The 20246-nt window shown below is 50.2% G+C and carries 19 protein-coding genes; 5 read left to right on the top strand and 14 right to left on the bottom strand.

Going from position 1 to position 20246, the window contains the following annotated elements:
* Nucleotides 1-17 precede the first annotated feature (17 nt).
* From BTA35_RS13980 to BTA35_RS13970, 3 genes are read right to left on the bottom strand one after another with little or no spacing between them, the layout of a single operon-like run.
* On the bottom strand, nucleotides 18-482 hold the full coding sequence (locus BTA35_RS13980) for a DUF327 family protein (RefSeq protein ID WP_078320439.1): 465 nt from the start codon (nucleotides 480-482) through the stop codon (nucleotides 18-20).
* Between the two features lie 48 nt (nucleotides 483-530).
* Nucleotides 531-989: a DUF2489 domain-containing protein gene (locus BTA35_RS13975; protein WP_078320438.1), complete on the bottom strand. Its 459-nt coding sequence runs from the start codon at nucleotides 987-989 to the stop codon at nucleotides 531-533.
* Between the two features lie 43 nt (nucleotides 990-1032).
* A complete protein-coding gene (locus BTA35_RS13970) occupies nucleotides 1033-3471 on the bottom strand; it encodes a Lon protease family protein (protein ID WP_078320437.1) in 2439 nt (812 codons plus the stop codon).
* Nucleotides 3472-3823: 352 nt separating this feature from the next.
* Here BTA35_RS13970 and BTA35_RS13965 point away from each other — a divergent pair, with 352 nt between their 5' ends.
* The 3 genes from BTA35_RS13965 (at nucleotide 3824) to BTA35_RS13955 (ending at nucleotide 8011) form a co-directional block, all read left to right on the top strand.
* A complete protein-coding gene (locus BTA35_RS13965) occupies nucleotides 3824-5461 on the top strand; it encodes a methyl-accepting chemotaxis protein (protein ID WP_078320436.1) in 1638 nt (545 codons plus the stop codon).
* 133 nt (nucleotides 5462-5594) lie between these two features.
* Nucleotides 5595-6203, top strand: coding sequence for an LON peptidase substrate-binding domain-containing protein (locus tag BTA35_RS13960; protein ID WP_078320435.1), 609 nt, complete (start codon nucleotides 5595-5597; stop codon nucleotides 6201-6203).
* A gap of 209 nt (nucleotides 6204-6412) precedes the next feature.
* Nucleotides 6413-8011, top strand: coding sequence for a methyl-accepting chemotaxis protein (locus BTA35_RS13955; RefSeq protein WP_078320434.1), 1599 nt, complete (start codon nucleotides 6413-6415; stop codon nucleotides 8009-8011).
* 121 nt (nucleotides 8012-8132) lie between these two features.
* Here the strand turns inward: BTA35_RS13955 and BTA35_RS13950 are convergent, their stop codons facing one another.
* The 6 genes from BTA35_RS13950 to BTA35_RS13930 all read right to left on the bottom strand — a co-directional run bounded on the left by BTA35_RS13950 (nucleotide 8133) and on the right by BTA35_RS13930 (nucleotide 13650).
* Complete coding sequence (locus BTA35_RS13950) at nucleotides 8133-8801, bottom strand: response regulator transcription factor (protein WP_078320433.1); 669 nt, start codon at nucleotides 8799-8801, stop codon at nucleotides 8133-8135.
* A gap of 60 nt (nucleotides 8802-8861) precedes the next feature.
* The gene (locus tag BTA35_RS18515; protein ID WP_238377603.1) at nucleotides 8862-9233 is read right to left on the bottom strand and encodes a sensor histidine kinase; all 372 of its coding nucleotides are present in this window, start codon (nucleotides 9231-9233) and stop codon (nucleotides 8862-8864) included.
* A complete protein-coding gene (locus BTA35_RS13945) occupies nucleotides 9211-10281 on the bottom strand; it encodes a cache domain-containing protein (RefSeq protein ID WP_238377602.1) in 1071 nt (356 codons plus the stop codon). The genes BTA35_RS18515 and BTA35_RS13945 overlap by 23 nt, the downstream gene beginning before the upstream one ends.
* A 305-nt stretch (nucleotides 10282-10586) precedes the next feature.
* On the bottom strand, nucleotides 10587-11873 hold the full coding sequence (locus tag BTA35_RS13940; RefSeq protein WP_078320432.1) for a TRAP transporter large permease: 1287 nt from the start codon (nucleotides 11871-11873) through the stop codon (nucleotides 10587-10589).
* 9 nt (nucleotides 11874-11882) lie between these two features.
* Nucleotides 11883-12434, bottom strand: a complete 552-nt coding sequence (locus BTA35_RS13935) for a TRAP transporter small permease subunit (RefSeq protein WP_078320431.1) — start codon at nucleotides 12432-12434, stop codon at nucleotides 11883-11885.
* 124 nt (nucleotides 12435-12558) lie between these two features.
* Nucleotides 12559-13650 carry a TRAP transporter substrate-binding protein gene (locus BTA35_RS13930; RefSeq protein ID WP_078320430.1) on the bottom strand — a complete coding sequence of 364 codons (1092 nt, stop codon included), beginning with the start codon at nucleotides 13648-13650 and terminating at the stop codon, nucleotides 12559-12561.
* 312 nt (nucleotides 13651-13962) lie between these two features.
* On the opposite strand from BTA35_RS13930, the gene BTA35_RS13925 reads away from it, so the two are divergent.
* Nucleotides 13963-14607, top strand: a complete 645-nt coding sequence (locus BTA35_RS13925; protein ID WP_078320429.1) for a glutathione S-transferase — start codon at nucleotides 13963-13965, stop codon at nucleotides 14605-14607.
* An 80-nt stretch (nucleotides 14608-14687) separates the two neighbouring features.
* Nucleotides 14688-15374 carry a hypothetical protein gene (locus BTA35_RS13920; protein ID WP_078320428.1) on the top strand — a complete coding sequence of 229 codons (687 nt, stop codon included), beginning with the start codon at nucleotides 14688-14690 and terminating at the stop codon, nucleotides 15372-15374.
* A 180-nt stretch (nucleotides 15375-15554) separates the two neighbouring features.
* Here the strand turns inward: BTA35_RS13920 and BTA35_RS13915 are convergent, their stop codons facing one another.
* The 5 genes from BTA35_RS13915 to BTA35_RS13895 form a co-directional block, all read right to left on the bottom strand.
* The gene (locus BTA35_RS13915; RefSeq protein ID WP_160055307.1) at nucleotides 15555-16916 is read right to left on the bottom strand and encodes a tetratricopeptide repeat protein; all 1362 of its coding nucleotides are present in this window, start codon (nucleotides 16914-16916) and stop codon (nucleotides 15555-15557) included.
* Nucleotides 16917-16976: 60 nt separating this feature from the next.
* Nucleotides 16977-17678 (bottom strand): energy transducer TonB, encoded by a 702-nt coding sequence (locus tag BTA35_RS13910; RefSeq protein WP_078320426.1) that lies wholly within the window; start codon nucleotides 17676-17678, stop codon nucleotides 16977-16979.
* A complete protein-coding gene (locus BTA35_RS13905; RefSeq protein WP_078320425.1) occupies nucleotides 17665-18066 on the bottom strand; it encodes an ExbD/TolR family protein in 402 nt (133 codons plus the stop codon). Before BTA35_RS13905 ends, BTA35_RS13910 begins: the two co-directional genes overlap by 14 nt.
* A gap of 61 nt (nucleotides 18067-18127) precedes the next feature.
* Nucleotides 18128-18742, bottom strand: a complete 615-nt coding sequence (locus tag BTA35_RS13900) for a MotA/TolQ/ExbB proton channel family protein (RefSeq protein WP_078320424.1) — start codon at nucleotides 18740-18742, stop codon at nucleotides 18128-18130.
* 3 nt (nucleotides 18743-18745) lie between these two features.
* Nucleotides 18746-20245, bottom strand: coding sequence for a MotA/TolQ/ExbB proton channel family protein (locus BTA35_RS13895; protein WP_078320423.1), 1500 nt, complete (start codon nucleotides 20243-20245; stop codon nucleotides 18746-18748).
* Nucleotide 20246 lies beyond the last annotated feature (1 nt).

The raw sequence follows: 20246 nt of genomic DNA, 5'->3' as shown, positions 1-20246 counted from the left end.
CGAATGGAGGTCTGCCGTTAAGACAACAGATCCACCACAAGCCCTTTCAGATGTGTCAGTTTAGCGGCGATTTTTAAGGTATCTTTCTGCTCGTTCAGCACCAGTAGCAGCAAGGCCTCGGCTTCCTCATCAATTTTACGGATCACATGATGCTTATCCGTCAGACTCCAACCCGGGCCAACACCTTCTACCTCGTATGCACCTTTCGTTGCCTTGCCTATCAGATTACTCAGTAACACCCGGTAGATTTCAAGATTACCTATGGTTGGATTACGCTCCAGATTCTCCGATGCATCCTCCAGAGCTTCCCGGATTCGGGTCAGCTCATCATTTAATGTGGGCGCACTGATCTCCTCAACCTGCTGCACCAAATGATCGGTAAAAGTACGGGTTTTGCCGATACTACTGGCTTCTTTGGTACGTGCACGGCGAGTGCCATCCCCGGTACGCAGGGATTTAAGTTTGTCGTTAATATTGATCATAGTGTTTATCCGCGACCACTGTTTTATTCTGTCAGGCGCATGTCCAATTTATGGCTTTTGCTGTAACAGCCAGCGCGCCCCATTAAGAGCCGCATCATGATACTCACCTTCCAGTGAGATACGCTCCAGATCCTGTTTCATACGCTCCTGCTTAGGCAGTTCTTTTCGCGCCTGATGAGTTGCAAAGTGAGCACCCCGCTGGGTTATCTCAGCAAACACCTTCAGCGCCTCTGTTTCCTGCCAGTCAGACTCAATGATGTCGATCAGAGTACGTATCCGCAGACAGGCCTCCATAACATCAACCTGCCCTTCCAGCAAAGCATGGGAGATCACATGGATACTTTCCATGGTCTTTTCCCGAGCCAGACGCTCCACATCCTGCAATGCTGCCAAACGCTCTTTCTCACGCTGACGAACTTGCTTACGTAAGTTAAATGCATACCCTGCAAGAGCAATAATAATAGCTACTGCGATCACGGCCAGCAGTATGGCCATCTGATTTGTCATCTCTGCTCAGATCCGGTCATTACATCAGTTTATTTCAACGTTATCAGCCAGCCTGCTTTGAGCTGGCTTTCTTCGCCATTCTTTTGCGCTTACTTTTGCCCTGCTTGCCATGGGGTTTGCCACAAAGCTCTTTCAGGCGATGCTGTATTTTCCCATACAGCGTATTTTTAGCAAAATGCCCTTTTTCATTAGCGGTACCCGACGCAACCCCGGTCATCAGCTTAATCGCCTGCTCAACATGTTCGACCGCATAAATGGCAAACTGATCATTGGCACAAGCGTCAATCACCTCATCACTGAGCATCAGGTTATCAACATTCTGTACGGGAATAATAACGCCCTGGTCTCCTGTCAGCCCCCGCTCTTTACAGGTTGCAAAGAAACCTTCAACTTTTTCATTCACGCCACCAATCGGTTGTACTTCACCGAATTGATTGATCGACCCTGTGATTGCCAGTGACTGCCTCACCGGAACGCCGGACATCGCCGACAACAGACAGACCAGCCCCCCCAGAGAAGCACTATCGCCATCAACTCCATTGTAGGATTGCTCAAAGCCGAGGCTGGCGGACAAGGGTAACGGCTCATCAACCCCAAACTGAGCATTCAGGAAAGCACTCAGGATCATCACGCCTTTCGAGTGTAGTGCACCACCCAGATGAACACTGCGCTCAATATCCAGTACATCACCATTACCATAACGCACCGTTCCTGTGATACGACTTGGCTGGCCAAACTCACTTTCACCAACTCGCAGCACCGTCAGACCATTAACCTGGCCGACTTTTTCACCTTGAGTATCAATCAGAATCGTGCCGTCATGAATGTTATTAAACATGCGTTCGCGAATATGCCCTGAGCGATATTCCCGGCCTTCGAGCGCCTGATCTACAGCCTGGGCATCAATCTGATCTTTCTGATCAGCACGCGCACAGTAGTCAGCCTCCCTTAACAGATGCTTCAGGTCCGCAGCATTCAGGGACAAGCGATTCTGATGCTCTGCCTGTCGGGCCCCTACTTCGATCACTTTCATTAAAGCATCACGGTTTAGAGACAGCAGCTCGTCATCTTTAACCATGGAGCTAACCAGGCGGGCATAAAGCGTTTCATTCTCTTCATTGCGCGGCATATCGCTTTCGAATTCGGCTAATACTTTGAACAGCTCACCAAAATCAGGATCATACCGTTGTAACAGATAATACTGTTCCGCATCTCCCAGCAGAGCGATGGTCACATTCAGCGCCATCGGCTCCGGCTCAAGGCTGACGTTACCTGACAAGGTCAGCTGCTTTTCAAGCGTATCAATACGAAGACAACCCGTACGTAGCGCCAGCTTAAGTCCATCCCAGGCATAGGGTTGCTGCAGCAGTTTACCCGCATCCAAAATCAGAAAGCCGCCATTAGCTCTATGTAGTGCTCCCGGGCGGATCAGAGAAAAGTCAGTTGCCACTGTTCCCATATAGGTGACATTCTCAAGGAGCCCCACAAGATTGTTATGGGTTGGCATATCCTCAATCACCAGAGGAGCACCTGAGTCCGCATCATTAGTAGTCATTACATTAATCTGATAACGGGCCGGAATTTTATGATCCGGTGAGGCACGGGTCACCGCATCGGTGTTCTCATCTTCTTCCAGAAAAATCTCAACGTTCTCTACCAAATCTTTCTGCAGAGCATTCAGGTAATCCAAAACCCGCTCATAGTCAGCATACTTATCATGCAGCTCCGACAACCAATGCTGGATCGCTGTCAGGGTAATATTCTCATTCAGTTGCTGCTGCTTCTCACGGATATCTTTTTCCATATGCGCCAGATCACGCAAAGCAGCCCGGAGATCCTTCTCCATTAACTCAATGCCATCTTTAAATTCAAGACGACGCTCTTCCGGCAGTTCATTAAAGTCTTTAACAGCGTATGCCTCACCCTCATCATCCACTGGCATAAAGGAGTAACCGCCGGGATTTTGCAGGACCAGTTTAAGCTTGTGCTTACCTGCTTCCGCTGCCACCTCCTTGAGCATGGTGTCCTGCTGTTCAGAAAAGTCTTCTCGGATAGATTCGGCCTGCTCAACAAAGCTTTCCTGTTCAAAAGCCGCTGGAATCGCATGGCGCAGCTCTTTGATCAGAGCCTCCATATCCTTTTTCAGAGTTATCGCCATACCTGCAGGCAGACGAATCGCCCAGGGTTTACGGGGCGACTCAAAATTATTCACATAACACCAGTCATCCGGGGCACTCCGGGTGCTGGCATGCTTCTCTAAAAAGCGCTTCAGCATGGTGCGCTTGCCCAGCCCATTATCCCCCATAGCAAATAAGTTGTACCCCTTATCGGGCACGGCAATCGCAAAACGAACCGCCTGTTCGGCCCGCTGCTGGCCGATAAAACGGTCCAGGGGCTGAATGCGGGCGGTGTTAGCGGGCAGACGTTTTTTAACGCAACGTTTTTTCAGGCGGGATAGCGCCAAAGGCTTAGGTGCCTGCATTGAGTTCTCCCTAAAAAGCAAGCTGTATCAATACATTATGCAATACAAGCCGCCTCAGCGCACCCTGCAAAAATAAGCAGGAAAATGTCTTTTTTTCAAAGGTACATACGACTAAGGCTCAGTAGCAAAAAAGTCTGACAAATTTAAACTCTGCTTCCCCACATCAAATAAACTCGGCATAACAAAGCATGGATTTTCTGCGCACCTGTCAGGGCATACTCAGTGCTGATAACGCGTTGCCATACCGGGTTTTATAAAACACCCGCAACAACGATAAGAAAAAAGCACATCTTTCATTGCAACGTATGGAGCTGCCATCCGGTCAGTATTTAAGAACGACAGTGGGTCATTTATGAATCAAGTTTTACGCTCAATTGGTATTAAGCCTCGTATGATCCTGGTTGTGGTCACAGCTGTACTTAGTATTGTTGCTTTAGTCAGTTTCTCCCTAAGCCAGACCTATAAAATGCAGGTTCAGGAAAAGCAGATCAAAACCCAGCATCTTGTAGAAAGTGCTGTCGGCGTGGTCACGAAGGAATACAGGGCATTCAAAGCGGGACAGCAAACAGAAACCGAAGCAAAGCAGCGCGCAATTACGACCCTGGAGGCCCTTCGTTACGGAGATAACGACTACTTCTGGATCAACGATATGGACGCAGTTGTGGTGATGCACCCGATTAAGCCCAAACTGAACGGCCAGAATCTTTCTAAACTGGAAGACCCTAACGGTAAGCGTCTGTTCCAGAGTTTTGTCGATACCGTCAGAGATAAAGGCAAAGGAAACGAAGACTACTTATGGCCTAAACCTGGCTTTGATGATCCGGTGGAGAAAGTGTCCTACGTAGCAGGTTTTAAACCCTGGGGCTGGATCATAGGTACAGGTGTCTATATTGATGACGTTGAGTCGGCATTTTGGGATACCGCCAGTTCACAGGTGACAATCGCCGTCATCGGCCTTGCCATTACCGTACTGGTACTCTTCCTGATCGCCAATAGTATTATCACGCCGATGGACGAGACAAATCGCGCCATGCGCAACATCAGCCAGGGAGATGGCGATTTAACCCTGCGACTGAATGCCAACGGGAATGATGAAATGAGCCAGCTGGCACGCTCCTTTAACCTGTTTGTTGATCAGATTCAGTCCGTGATCAGGGAAGTAGATAGTTCAACGGACCGCGTTGCTTCTGCTGCCAGCCAGCTTAGCCATGCCACCAGCCTGAGCACTGAAGCCATCCATCGCCAGACAACCGAGACAGATCAGGTGGCAACCGCAGTTAACGAAATGGCGGCTACGATCCATCAGGTGGCTCAAAGCGCAATTAGCGCAGCCGAAACCACTTCCAGTGCAGAAAAAAAGACCCATACAGGCAAAGATGATATCGATGCAACAACCCGAACAATCACCTCTCTTTCGGATGAAATCGGTCATGCAACCGATGTGATTAAACAGCTTGATGCACAGGCAAACAATATCGCCTCAGTTCTGGATGTTATTGGCAGTATCGCTGAACAGACCAATCTGCTGGCCCTGAATGCTGCAATTGAAGCCGCCCGCGCCGGCGAACAGGGCCGGGGCTTTGCCGTTGTTGCCGATGAAGTCCGTACCCTTGCCAGCCGCACCCAGGACAGCACCCATGAGATTGAAACGATGATCGAGCAACTCCAGGCCGGAGCAAAGCAAGCGGTGACCGTCATGGAGACCAGTGTGGCCAGTACACAGACCACCATGGAGCGTGCTGATGAAACACAGGCTGTTCTGGAAGAGGTGGTAGAAGGCATGCTGCAGGTCAATGATATGATCAGTCAGATCGCCAGTGCGGCTGAGCAGCAATCAGCGGTGGCTGAACAGATCAACGCCAGTGTCGTTAGTATCGCGGGGCTGTCATCTGACAGTTCAAGCTCTGCAGATCAGACACGTCAGGCCAGTGATGAGTTAAGTCACCTTGCCGGCGAGCTCAAGCAGCTGGTAGACAGGTTCAAAGTTTAAGGCTTAAAACGGTATTTCAGCACGTTAAGGATGTATAAGGCTTCCAGGGGTATTTTGAGTTTCGGGTACAAGTCGGTTACGCTTCTGACTAATCAGCGCCACTCAGCTAAAGCTATAATCAGGAAGAAAGTCAATGGAAGCTGCCCTGCCCAAGCACATATCTCTGGTTGTTATGCCGCGCGTGCTTTTTCCGCAAACTTTTATGGCGCTGAATGTCCTGGAACCCCGCTATGAACGTATGGTGAAAACCTGCCTCTCCGCCCATGAAGGACTTGGGATTCTCTTTCAGATGGAAAGCCTTACTGTCAGAGCCTCTGAAGATCAGCTGGATCAATTGAAGGAACGCATAGGAACCTATGGACTCATCTCTGACTGGTACCCTCAGCCAGACAACACCCTAGCCCTTAATATTGATGGACTCCGGCGCTTTCGGGTCATGGCAGCCGCTCAGGAAAGTGACGGACTGATCCGGGCAGAAGTCCAATGGTTACCGGAAGAAAACAGCACTCCGGTCAGCCCTGAGCATCAGCACCTGGCTGACCTGCTCAAAGAGATCACTCACCATCCCCTGGCTAAAGAATGTGATTTTCACTTTAACCTGCAGGATGCCAAAAGCGTTAGCCTGAACCTGGCCCACCTGCTGCCCTTGCCGGACCCTGATAAACAGCAGCTCTTAGAGTGCGATACCTCTACCGAACGACTAAGAAAAATCACAGCTATGCTCTCAGCAAAAAACCGTTAAATTTAGCTACAAAAAGAGTATTGCAGAGCATGCTGTTTTCACTAAACTAGCGCTGATTGGCAGCCTTCCATTGCCCGTTGACTCTGCTTCAGAGACTGCAAAATCTCGGCAGAACATATAAAAATACCCACTACAGATGACCGCGCCTCTCTATGAGCCGCCGTGATAAAACACTAAGCCGGGATAAACACTAAAAGGACAACCACCTCATGTTCACTTCACTGTCCAGACTGATTGATATGACATTGAGTGCCATCGGAGCTAAAAGTCTTAATGCTCAGTTTCTGCTCTCCTACGCGCTGATTTTTATGCTTGCCATCGCCTCCGGCATTTTTCTCTACCTGAGCATGGCAATCGACCCTCAAACAATTAATATCGCTGGCCGCCAAAGGATGCTGAGCCAGAAAATGGCAAAAGAGGCTCTGCTCGTAGCCAGTCAGGTGGAAAACAAATCCACTCTGCAGAAAACCATGCAACTTTTCGAAAGATCCCATAAAGATATTATCAACGGCAACAAAGCTCAGGGAATGAACCCAACTACAGATCCATCCATTCTTTCGCAGATGCAGATTGTCGAAAACCTGTGGTCTGGTTACAGCAAAATCCTTCTGCAGTACACTGACAGCCCAAGTGATACTCTGCAAAAAAAGATCCAAAAGGATTCATCTAACATCCTTAAAGAAATGAATAAAGCGGTCGTCATGATGACTCAGGCATCCAGTGAGCAGACCCGCACCCAATTGATGACCGCTTTTGTTTGTGTACTTCTTATCGTATTTCTGGTGGTGATGGGGCGAATCTTTGGTCTGCGCCTGCTAATGGATAACATCACCCGCCTGCAGAAGCGCCTCACTCATGTTGGCAGTGGTGATTTTACCCACCGCTTCATGGTGTATCACACCAATAATGAAGTTGGCCAGATGTTTACGGCCTATAACACTATGATCGATCAGGTATCTGAACTGGTCTGCAATGCCCGTAATGCTGTCACCCGTACAGCAGAACATAGTGAAAGCGTTACCAAAGCCACTGCGGATGCAGAAGCTGGCGTGGTTCGCCAGTACAATGATATCGACCAGGTAGCCACCGCTATGAATGAGATGAGCGCAACGGTTCATGAGGTGGCACAAAATGCAGCCCAGGCAGCAGAAGCCGCCAGAACGGCGGATAATGAAGCTCGAAGTGGTATCTCCGTCGTGCAGACAGCCGTAGATCAGATTCATAATATGGCGCTACAACTGGATGGCACTTCAGCGATCCTGGATAGGTTGGAAGCTGAGTCCGGTGAAATTGGCAAAGTACTGGAAGTTATTACCGGCATCGCTGAACAAACCAACCTACTGGCGCTAAATGCTGCTATTGAGGCTGCACGAGCCGGTGAACAGGGTCGTGGATTCGCGGTTGTGGCCGACGAGGTACGGACATTGGCACAGCGGACACAGGAATCCACCGAGGAGATTCGGGTGATAATTGAACGCCTGCAAAACGAATCCCGCAACGCTGTAACCTCTATGCAGCAAAGTTCAACACTGGCTAAGGGCAGTGTCGGGCAGGCGGAGCAGGCTTCAGAAGCACTAAATCATATCGCCGGGGCTGTGGATACCATCAGTAATATGAACACCCTGATCGCGACAGCTGCAGAAGAGCAAAGCCAGGTCGCCGATGATATCGATCAACGTATCGTCAGTATCTCCGATGTTGCCGAACAAACCCGCTCAGACTCTCAGCTGGTGGTCAACGCAACCCAGGAAATTCAAAGTGAGGTTCGCGATCTGGATCAGCTGATCAGTCGCTTTAAAACCCGATAGCCAACCCAGTCACCAGAACCCCGCCAACACAGAAAAATTACAAACGGAAAGGCCCTGATACATCATCAGGGCCTTTCTGTATCCCCATGATATTGGCAGAGAAGACAGAGGGGTTGATCCGTCAGCTTACCAGCCCCTCTTCAACGGCGTAACGTGCTAACCCTGCGGCGGTATGGATATCCAGCTTCTGCTTAATATTCTGTCGATGGGTTTCCACCGTGCGTACGCTGATATCCAGTTGTCGGGCGATCTCTTTATTGCTATTCCCTTCAGCCAAATAGCGTAAAACAGTTTCTTCCCGGGGCGTCAGAGCCTGTTTTTGCTCCGTAGTATCCGGTTGCCCCTGAAACAATACTCGGGATACGCCGGCACTGAAGTAACTTCCCCCCTGGTGCACGGTCTGGATCGCCCGCACCAGCTCATCAGAGCCCACATCCTTTAAAACATAGCCGGACGCTCCGGTCTGAACCAGCTGCTGAATATACTCACGACTGTCATGCATACTCAGAATAAGTACAGGAACCGATGGATAGCGGTTGCGCAGATGCTGGGTAGCCTCTAAACCATTCATCACCGGCATACTGACATCCATCAGCACAACATCCGGTCGCCGGTGCTCTACAAAATCCAGAGCCTGCTGACCATTCTGAGCCTCACCGATCACCTCAATCAGGTCATCCGCTTCAAAGCGGGCCCGAATCCCATCCCGCACCAAAGGATGATCATCCACCAGGAGTAGTTTAATCGATGCCGATTTCGGATGATCGGACAGGCTTGCTTGCTCAGTCATGGAGTTGTCCCATTCTTATCTCGGTCAAAACAGAGCATTCCGGTCAGGTCTGCAGATATTTCAACCTGTTATTGTCGTCGGCTGCGGATCATCGCTGCTCTTACTCTTTTCCTGCATCAGCAAGGGTTGCCAGCTGTGCATCGGGAATTGCGCCCGGACGAGGGTTCCCTGTCGAGGTGCGGATTCAATAATAAAATCTCCGGAGAGAAACTCCACCCGCTCCTGCATATTTCGCAGGCCAATACCACCGCCACCCACCAGTTCACGCACATTAAAACCGACCCCATCATCTACCACCGTTAAGTGGAATGTGTCCCGGTGCCAACCGGTGGACACTTTCAGATGCTTCGCCCGTGAGTGGCGTTCAACATTGGTCAGGGCCTCCTGAACAATACGATACAGTGTCGTTTCAATCTCCTCTGGCAGGCGCATCCGGCAGGGGGGGGGTATTCTGCTCGACCTCAATACCGGTTCGCAAGCGAAACTCATCAAGAACCATGGTCATCGCAGGGATCAAACCCAGATCATCCAGGGCGCTGGGACGCAGGTCATGAGAAATACGACGAATCTCCTGAATAGCTTCATTCATAACCGCCGATGCTTTAGCCAGGTGGGATTGAGCCTTAGGGTTTTTATCACCCACACTGTCCGCTCCCAGCTCCAGTCGAAACTTGGCCGACACCAATAATTGATTGATCCCGTCATGCAATTCACGGGAAAAACGGCGACGCTCAGACTCCTGGAACTGCACAGTTTTATGCACCAGTTCCTTCAGTCGCGAATCCGCCAGTCGATGCTCATGAACATTAAACAGAATCACAAACACAACGATCAACCCAACCGTAACCGTGGTGATAGCTAAAACAGTAAAGAAGGTATTTCGAATATTCAGTTTCACCTCATGGCGAATTTTAGCCACTTCTTCGGCGATATCATCAATATACAGGCCAGTACCCAGCATCCAGTGCCAGCGGGGCAGCTCGATAACATAGCCGATTTTCTCTGATTCTTTGCCATTGGAAGGTTTATTCCACATATAGTGGTGATAACCACCGCCATTGCGGGACAGCTCCAACAGGCGCTGAATCACATAATCGCCCTGGGTATCCTGCATATTGATCAGGTCACGCCCCACCAGTTCCGGCTGAATCGGGTGCACCAGATTAACGCCATTATTGTCATAGACAAAAAAGTAACCATCGGAACCAAAGGTGATTGCATCCAGCACGGCTTTCACCTGACGCTGAGCCTCTTCATCGCTGAGGTCTGTCTGCCGGAGAATGGGTGAGATGCCACTCATTGCCAGACTGACATAATGCTCAAGTTCGGTGCGCTTGGATTCAAGCAAGTTGTGCTCAAAGATAGCGATCTCAGTCTCACTCAGGCTTTTTACCTGCTGCGCACTGATCAGGGTAATACTGGTGGTCACCAGCACCAGAGGTACCAACGCCAACAGCAAAATTTTGGTTTTCAGACTCATAACGACAGAACAACCCCAGCCAGTTTTCAGTGGGCATCCTGCCGACATGACGGTGATAAACAGAGACTATTGTCAGGATTAAGCCAGCGGCAGGCAAGACAACACATGCAATAAATATCGTTTCTGTGGCAAAGAGAAGCAAAATAAGGCTAGTTGCTGAGAAAAAATCTGCCTTCTCTTCTGAGGCAGAAGAGAAGGCAGTGCATCACTGCGGATGCGAAGGGAACAGAACCCTTACAGGCTCTTCCATGCAAAAGATAACGCCATATAAGAAACAGCCTGCGGCCGTAACTTAAAAAACCAACTTACTGAAAACCCAGGTACTCAGGGAATACCAGCAGCGCCAGCAACACGAGCACCTGCAGGGCGATAAACGGCATAACCCCCTTGTAAATGTCCATTGTAGTCACACCATCCGGTGCCACCCCCTTCAGGTAAAAGAGACTGAAGCCAAAGGGCGGTGTCAGGAAGGAGGTCTGCAGGTTCATCGCAATCAGGATCGCAAACCAGGTCATATTAATACCCAGAATCTCAGCAATCGGCACCAGAATCGGCACAATAATGAACGCAATTTCCACAAAGTCGATAAAGAAGCCCAAAACCAGAATCACCAGCATGGAGAGTACCAGGAAGCCCCATTTTTCTCCGGGCAGACCGAGCAGCAACTCTTCCACGACCTCTTCACCACCGGTATAGGAGAACGCCATGGAGAACGCCGTCGCACCCAGCAGAATCGCAAAAACCATCGCTGTTACTTTTACGGTTTCGATACTGCTGTCGAAGATCATCTTCCAACTGAATTGCTTATAGAAAAATGCCAGCACAACAGCACCGGCACCACCCAGTGCCGCAGACTCAGTTGGCGTTGCTATACCGCCAAAGATAGAGCCCAAAACCACCAGAATCAGTGCCAGCGGCGGCACGATGGCACGAATCGCTTTAAGGTAGAGAGCCTTACGGTCAACACCCTCTTCCATCGGCATTGCTGGTGCTGCTTCTGGCTTCAGCCAGGTATAAATCAGAATATAAACGATATAAGCGGCGATCAGCAGAAGACCTGGGCCGATTGCGGCCTGAAAAAGATCCCCGACCGGAATCCCCATCACATCACCCAGTAAAATCAGAATGATCGACGGTGGAATAATCTGGCCCAAAGTGCCGGAAGCACAGATGGTTCCGCAGGCAAGGCGCTTATCGTACTGATATTTAAGCATCACCGGCAGAGAAATAAGCCCCATGGCCACAACAGAAGCGCCCACTACGCCTGTGGAAGCCGCCAGTAGCGCACCCACCAGAATAGTGGAGATCGCAATACCGCCACGCACCCGGCCAAACAACGTCCCCATGGATTCCAGCAACTGTTCTGCCAGACGGGTTTTCTGTAGAACCAGTCCCATAAAGATAAACAACGGAATCGCCATCATTACCGTGTTCTGCATGATGCTCATCACACGGTACGGCATAAAGGCAAACATCTCCATGCCCTCGGAAAAGACACCGAAAAGCAGTGCCACCCCACCAAAAGTGAAGGCAACAGGAAAGCCCAGAAGCAGCAGTACAAGAGCCGCTGCAAACATCAAAACACCTGTCATAGCGGTCTCCTAAAGATCTGTTTTATGATAAATCGGTTTATGGTGGCCCAGCAGAGTATTCACCGAGTTCAGTAGTAGCCCAAGGCCACTCATCGCCATAAACGCAAAAGAAACCGGAATCGCAGCTTTAATAATCCAGCGCTGCGATAAGCCGCCCGGATCACCACTACTCTCACCAAGTTCGTAAGCTTCCTTAACAAAATCAATACCAAACCAACCCACCAACAGGCAGAAAGGAAACAGGAAAACCATAGTTCCCATAAAATCGATCCAGGCACGAGCATTAGGTGACAAACGCTCGTAGATCAGATCGACCCGCACATGACCGCCCGCTCTCAGGGTATAAGGCACACCAAACAGAAACATGGCTGCAAACAGATGCCATTCCAGCTCCTGAAGGGCAATGGATACATCGTTCCAGAGATAACGGGCCAGCACGTCATAAAAGACATTCGCCAGCAGTAACAGAAACAACAGGGCAGAAAAGGTGCCCAAGCGATCGGAGACCCAGTTCAGGCCGTTCTCCAGCCGCACAAGCAGAGGCACAGATGTCGAGGACATAGCGATTCCTATCGGGGCAAGGTGATAATGAAAAGGAGTAAAAAATAAAACCGTCACACAGTACAAAAAACCATAACCCCGGCCGGGAGGTATATTTCGGCCGGAGTTACAGTATCAGCCGGTGTTATTCGCCGGCAATGGAGTCCAGGTATTGCTTATCTGCAATATTGGTCCAGGCACGAACCTGTTTCAGATACTTAGCCTGAGATTCGATAATCTCTTTTGCCATTGGGTTGGCTTCAGCTTTCTCTTTCAACAGTTTAGTGTTCGCAGCACGCATCGCCTCGATCACCTCATCAGGGAAGCGTTTTACCTGAATATTCGGGTATTCCTGCTTCATAGTCGCCCAGTTCTCACCGGAAGCGTGGGTTGACTGAGTGTACATGTCATAAGATGCGGTACGCATCGCAACACGCAGAATCTCCTGAAGGTCTTTCGGCAGTTTCTTCCAGCTGCGCTCATTAATCAGGAACTGCAGCTCGGTTGCAGGCTCATGCCAGCCGGTGTAGTAGTAAGGTGCGATTTTATGGAAGCCCATACGCAGATCCAGAGAAGGCCCCACCCACTCCAGTGCATCAATGGTGTTACGCTCAAGGGAGGTATACAGCTCACCGGTTGCAATGTTCGTTGGTTTAGCGCCCAGCTCTGCCAGAATTTCACCAGCGAAACCAGGAATACGCATTTTCAGACCCTGCAGGTCTTCCAGAGAGTTGATCTCCTTACGGAACCAACCACCCATCTGAATACCCGTGTTACCACCAGGGAAAGAGAGCATACGGTGACGCTTATACACCTTCTGCATCAGTTCCATACCACCGCCGTGATAGAACCAGGCGTACTGTTCAGGAGCTGTCATGCCGAAAGGCATTGTAGTAAAGAAAAGGGTGTTCGGATCTTTACCCTTCCAGTAGTAGGATGCAGTATGACCCATATCGTACTGGCCACCTTTCACCATATCAAAGATCGCCAGAGGCGCTTTGTGCTTATTGGCGGAATCGATTGTGATCTTCAGACGACCACCCGACATCTCCTCAGCCATCTTCGCCATATTACGCGGTGAGTCACCAAAGATTGGGAAGTTAGTCGGCCAGCCTTCCGCCATTTTTAGACGGTATACTTTATCATCTGCCATCGCAGGAGCTGCAAGAATACTCAGGCAGGTTGCTGCTGCCAGAGCCTTCTTACCAAAGGGAAGTTTTTTCAGAGCGCTAAACATTGTTTTTATCATCCTCAGCGTTTTTCGGAATGCCTGACTAACGTTCTGATATCAGTTATAACCAATACAGAACCTGCAGGCTTCGTGAACCGAACGGATAGTTACAAAAACAAATATCAGCCACTATTCGGGTGAGTACGTAGCCCACCTGTAGAAACTACGCACCCGACTACGTAAAAATACGCAGACCCATTGGTTATCAGCATCAGCTTTGTTTACACTAAACAGTCACAAAATCGAGCTAAAGCCATTGATTTTAAAAGGCTTTTTCCAATTTAAGAAACCTGTTCAGCTCTTTGGAAAACACACGTTATGCGTATACTCCCCCGCCTCTACTCCTTTCGTCGATGTCCCTACGCTATGCGTGCCCGACTCGGGCTATTATTTGCCGGATGCCCGGTTGAACTGCGGGAGATCATTCTGAAAAGCAAACCCGCACCGATGCTGGCGATCAGCCCGAAGGGAACGGTTCCGGTACTGGAACTGCCGGATGGCCACGTTATTGAAGAGAGCCGGGAGATTCTGGAATGGGCACTGGCACAACATGATCCGGCTGGTTTGCTGGATGTGGACCTTTCCTTAGCGGCCGGTCTTCTGGATCAGAACGATGGTGACTTTAAACACTGGCTGGATCGTTATAAATACGCCGACCGTCATCCTGGAATGAGCCAGCGGGAATACCGCCTGAACGGCGAAGTTTTCCTGCAGAAACTTGAAGATTTACTGACCGACCGGCCCTACCTGCTGAGTGACAAGGTCAGCATCGCCGATATCGGCATCATGCCCTTTGTGCGCCAATTTGCCCATGTGGATCGCCAGACGTTTTATTCGCTACCCTATCCGAAGTTGCAACAATGGCTGCAGGACTGGTTAGAACACCCGGTGTTTCTGCAGGCCATGACCAAGTTTGAACCCTGGCAGGAAGGGGATGAAGTGGTGATGTTTCCGGAAGGTTGAAGGGGTTCAACCTTCTGTAGGGTTACGTGGATTAGAGAGTTCGGATAAAATATAAGCTAGTTCACTACCCAGAAATTCTAATGCCCAGAAAAATTGTATCACTAGATGAGTACCGCAGTAGGATTCAAAATCAGGAAACTAGGGTCGCATGGCAAGACTTTCCACCAGTTTTCATTTTTCGCCCGCTTGGCGCAGCAAAAAATCATCCAAAATATGAACTCGCTAAAATGCAGGGCAGCGATATCGCAGCCTATAAACTAGTTAAAGATATTACACCCGAGCAAAAAATTTCAGAACTGAGTCAAATTCTGGACGGACGCTCCGCACACATACTACCGATTCATGCCATTGAAGAGTTTGGAACCAACAAAATACCGGCAGCTCTCGCGTTCTATTTAGCTAACAAATTAAATTGTGAATTGTGCTCAGATATCGTTCAGGCTAACAGACCTCAACGAACGGGCAAAGGAGCCTTTTACAGGTTATCTCAATACCCATTTTTCGATGGAAAAGTGGTTAAGGGTCAAAATTATGTTATTTTGGCTATAGCCTTGACCGGCCACCCGGGAGCTGCTTCACTTAATATTAAAGATACTATGCTCAACGCTATACGTGATAAGCACGGAGACGAATTAAATGAATGGTGGAAAAGCGAAATTGGCTTTGGTTTGGACAAACTCACGCAAGGTGAAGCCGGCCATCTCAAGAAGGCCCCAAGCTTTGCCGAAATCACAAGTCGAGTCTTTGCGGAACGACCTGAAGAGTAGTTTTAAAGCATTTGCAAAATACCATGACTCCAAGGTGGAAGCATAAGTAGCGGATTTAAAAAAATCTGCAAACCTCCATCTTAAGCTCAACTGTGCCCATACCTCTGGCCGCAATGCTCTTCAGAGCATTGCCTGTAAAGTGTGGGCCTTCTTGTATCTGCACGTTTAGAACAATCCCTCTTAACTCCGAATCTGCTCGATATACCTCAGCCATTGACGGGCATTCTTACCAACATACTCATCGGCAGTGGAATCAACCTTTTGTTCCGCCAGATGGAACTTACCTTCAGCCGCTTCCACCTGCTGCTGCTGTAACAGGACAATGCCTTGCAGTAACAGTACTTCAGCCGGATCTGCCGGGTATTCTGCCAACAGAGTGTTCAGAGTCTGACCTGCTGCCTGCCATTTTTTCTGCTGCATCTGTAACCGTGCGATCTGCTTATAAAGAGTAGCAGAGCGTTCACCCGCATCCGGTTGCTGCTCATTTAAAGCAACAATCCGCTGCAGCGTATGTTCAGCCTTTTCCCACTCTTTTGCCCGTAACCAGAGACTGGAAAGCTGCTCAGTAGCGACCAGCATCTGATCGGCACCTTTGTCAGCAAAGACGTCTTTTTCCAGCCCGTCAGCCAATACCTGCGCCGCTTTTAAAGGTTGTCCACTGGCATTCAACCACTGGCTTAATAGCTGGTAATCATCCGCACGATCGAATAATCCCTGCTCCCAGGCGATACGCAAACTCGCCACAGCGTCCTGATGAAGACTGTCGCGGTCAGCGCCTTGATCAACGGGTTGGCGATACTGCAGCATTGCCAGTTGTCGCCAGTGGCGCATCTGGCGGGGTTCCTGAATCAGAATACGTTTCTGGACATTAGCCGCATCAGACCATTGCTCCAGTCGGGCGTGTAAACCAACCAACAAAGAGAGCCAGGGAATCGGTGCTGACTCATGACGCGCCACCGCTTCTTTGGCGTTGGGCAGTGCTTTGTTCCAGCTTTCCTGTTGACTGTAGGCCTGGGCTAACGTCAGAAAGTGGCGGGGCTGCCGCTGTTCTTCGGGTGTTTTTTCCAGCCAATCCTCAAACAGAATAATCCCCTGATCCAGCTCATCCTGCTGAATCATCAGCTGGGCCAGTAATCCTTGCAGATTCAACTGATCCGCTTCAGGCAGCTGTTTCAGTTGCCAGGCGTTGCGGATAGCGGTAAGAGCTTTCTCGTAGTTAGCATCCTGCAGCTCGGCCTGGGCAAGGGCACGCCAGAGCATCGCCTGCATCAGCTCACCGGGTTCTTCCGAAAGTTGCTGCCCGATCAGGGTTTTCACCTCAAGCCAACGCGCCTCAGTCTGCAGAGCCTGAATCTCCTGCAGCTGTTTAAACTCAGCAGGAGACAGATTAGCGGCCTTAGCACTGGTAAAGGTGAGGCTACTGGTGAGCATTAGCAGAAACATCAGACCAGACCGGTATTGCTGCAACCAGTGCTTTTTACTCTGTGCGCCTCTGCCCGCACCGCAGCGGCAAACGGCCAGTCCATTGAGAAAGTTCATCATACTGCCCTCGTTATCCTTTAAATTAAGCATCAATACCCGCTATCGGCCTATACAAGTCGGCTATTTGGCCAGTTTAAAGACCAATGTTTGCCGGGCACGGAACGGAACCCCCTGCCCTCCCTGTTTCTTCGGCTGAAAGCGCCAGCGGGATAAGGCACGAACACTGGAGTGTTCAAACAAACCTTTTGGGGTAGCACTGATGATTTTGATGGAATCTTCCACCACGTCCCCATTAGCATCAACAACAAACTCCAGAACCACCTGACCTTCTAATCCCCGGCGCAACGCCTTACGGGGATAGCGTGGATTAACCCGGCTCAGGGGCATAGGGTTTTCTGCGATCTGGATCGCCGATTCACCGGGCTGGAACTGACTGATATCCACATCCAACTGGAAGGAACTTTCTGCAGCGATATCCGGCAGATCCAGATCCGGAGTCGGAACCTCTGTAACCGGCATATTCTGCAGAGGCTGACTCACCGAAGGCATAGCCGGTTTTTCTGGCGCAGGCTCCGGTGGCTCTGGTCGGGCTCTTTTACGAACCTCCAGATCAGATTCATCCTGCAGCATAAAGAGGCTGAGTTCGGCGCTGTTGTCTTCCGGTAATGTCTGCATCTGATCCATCTGCACCATCTCTGCCAGGAGCACAAAAAATACCAGTGTCAGCAGTACGCCAACAGGCACAACCAGCAGGGGCTTCAGACGGGTACGCAGTGAGGCTGAACGGGCGCTCACGTTGGAGGAAGTATTACTCGCCGTCACGGGTCGCCACCGTATATTTCACACCGGCCAATCGCAACTGATCAATCAACTTCACCAGATCCCCAGTGGTGCTTTTGCTATCCGCCTGAACAACAACACTTAGCCCCGGCTGTTCACTGCGCAGACGCTCCAGAGTCGGTCGAACCATACGCAGATCTGTTGCTTTCCGGTCCAGCCAAACCTCACCCTCCGGAGACAGAGCGATCATGACCGCGCTCTGTGTCTGGCCTTCACTGGTTTTAGCGGAAGGCCGGTTCACATCAATGCCCGCCTCACGGACAAAAGAGGTAGAGACAATAAAAAAGATCAACATAATAAACACCACATCCAGCATAGGTGTCATATCGATGGCAGCTTCATCCTGCTGCTGGCTGAGAAAACGGCTCATAAAGCGGTTCCTGTGACAAATTCAGTGGCAATGATCAATAAAGGGGTGGCTCTGTTTAACATCATGACAGCCTGGGGAGTTGTTGCAGATCCTGCAGCAGATGGCTGTGCAACTGCTGCTGTTGCCGGTCACTCCAGCTTTTCAGGTAGCTGTACAGTAAAAGCCCTGTTACCGAAACGGCCATACCCGCCAGCGTTGGCAAGGTGGCACTGGCGATACCGGCAGCCATCAGCCGGGGGTTTCCCGTACCACTGACCGCCAGAACATCAAACACCTGAATCATGCCCGATACGGTGCCCAACAGGCCCAATAGCGGACAAAGGGCGATCAGGCTGCGAATCATACCAAGCCGCTCATTCAGGGCCAGACGCAGATCACAGAGCAGACTTTTCAGCAAAGGGTCTTTCTGAATACGGGCAACACTGATCTGATGAGGGTTTACCTCTTTCAGGTGTTCCTGAAGTACGCTTTTCTGCTCTTGGTATAATTGCCGGTACAGCTGTGAATAACCGCTAAAGCAGAACCAATACCGTTCAGCCAGCAGACAAAAAAGCACCAGACACAGCAGGACAATAATCTGCATCACCCAGCCACCAGCCGTAAGAAACTGATCCAGGGTCAGCTGATATGCGTCAATATCAAAAAACTGCTGCAGATAAAACCAAACCTCATCCATGGCTTAGCTCACCGCTGTCGCTTCAGACGTTTTTTTCTCGGCAGCGTCAGGCTTTGCCGTCGGCAACCAAACCGTCAACTGGTTCAGCTGAGCGAGACTTTTCTCCTGCAGAATCATCAGCAAGGCACGGCTCTGACTGCTTAACACCCCATGGCTGAACAGCATCGGAATCGCCACGATCAGGCCAAATACCGTTGTGATCAATGCCTGAGAGATTCCGCCAGCCATCAGCTTCGGATCACTGGTGCCGAACAGCGTGATACTCTGGAAAGTACCTATCATGCCGGTCACTGTACCCAAAAGACCCAGCAATGGAGCCGCTGCCGCCAGTAGCTTCAGCATCGACTGACCGGACTCCAGTGCGGGTAACTCTTTTAACAGCGCTTCATCCAAAGTGCTGTTAAGGGCACTTGTTGCAGCTTCATCATTAACTGACTGGCTATTTGCTTTCAGCTGTTGACGTTTTTCCTGACAAGCCAGCAAAACACGCCCCAGAGGGTTATCCTTTTGCGGCAACTCCGACTTGAGCTGCCGGGCAATTTTATGGCGGATCAGGTTCAGGCGCACCAGCTTATAGAGTGCGGTCAAAAGCCCCATCACACCCAGGGCAAGAATAATATAACCAACAGAACCACCTTGACGGATCTGATCCATAAGCCCCGGTTTCTGACCGATCAGAGCCAACAACTGACCCGAGCTGACATCCACTAACAGGTGGCCACTTTGTTGAGAGTCTGCAGCGTCTGAAACCGCATCAAAAAAGCGTTGAGCCTGGTCCTGATATTTATCTTCCGGCTGCCCCGCCAGCACGCTTAACTGCTGACGCTCCGGTTGCCAGCTGAGGAACTCACCGTTCCCGGTAACAGCATTAAAAGTACCGACTCTGAGTACAGGCTGATTCTCAATACGACCGTCTGTATCCGCCACATCAGCATTAAAGCGACTAATCGTTCCTGAGTGCGTCATTTCATGCTGAAACTGAAACCAGAGAGTTTGCAGCTGTGCCATGGTAGGGATCGCCTTTTCACTGGCAAAATGAAGTGATTGCTCACGACCAGCAAACTCGGCACCCACTAAAGAGCTGCGCAGATGCTCTTTAAGCTCTACGGACTGCTCCTTGACGACACCAAAAACTTCACCCAACTGACCCGTACGCTGCTTCAACAGCGTTTCCAGCTCGGCTAATTTATCTTCATTGTTATCAAACAGGTTTTTCAGTCTCAGCTGCTCATCATCCGCACGCTGCAGGCGCTCTTTCGCCTGCCTTAGCAATGACTCCTGACGGGTTTTATCCTGCAAAAACAGCTTTAGACGTGCTTGCTGCGCGGCTCTATCTTCAGCAACAAAGTTTTGAACATCATTTAACAGCTGACGATTTAGTTGCTGAGACTGACCTGATACCTGGGCAGAAGCAGAAGTCGCCTCTCCGGCAGCGAAAACCGAAGACGAAAGGCTTAAAACGGATGACAAAAGTACGGTAGAAAGGGGTTTTATAAAACGCATA

Origin of the sequence: Oceanospirillum linum (assembly GCF_001995095.2) — a bacterium.
In the GTDB taxonomy this organism is placed as follows: domain Bacteria; phylum Pseudomonadota; class Gammaproteobacteria; order Pseudomonadales; family Halomonadaceae; genus Oceanospirillum; species Oceanospirillum linum.
The sequence above is the reverse complement of the archived record's forward strand: the minus strand, read 5'-3'. Positions and strand labels throughout refer to the sequence as shown.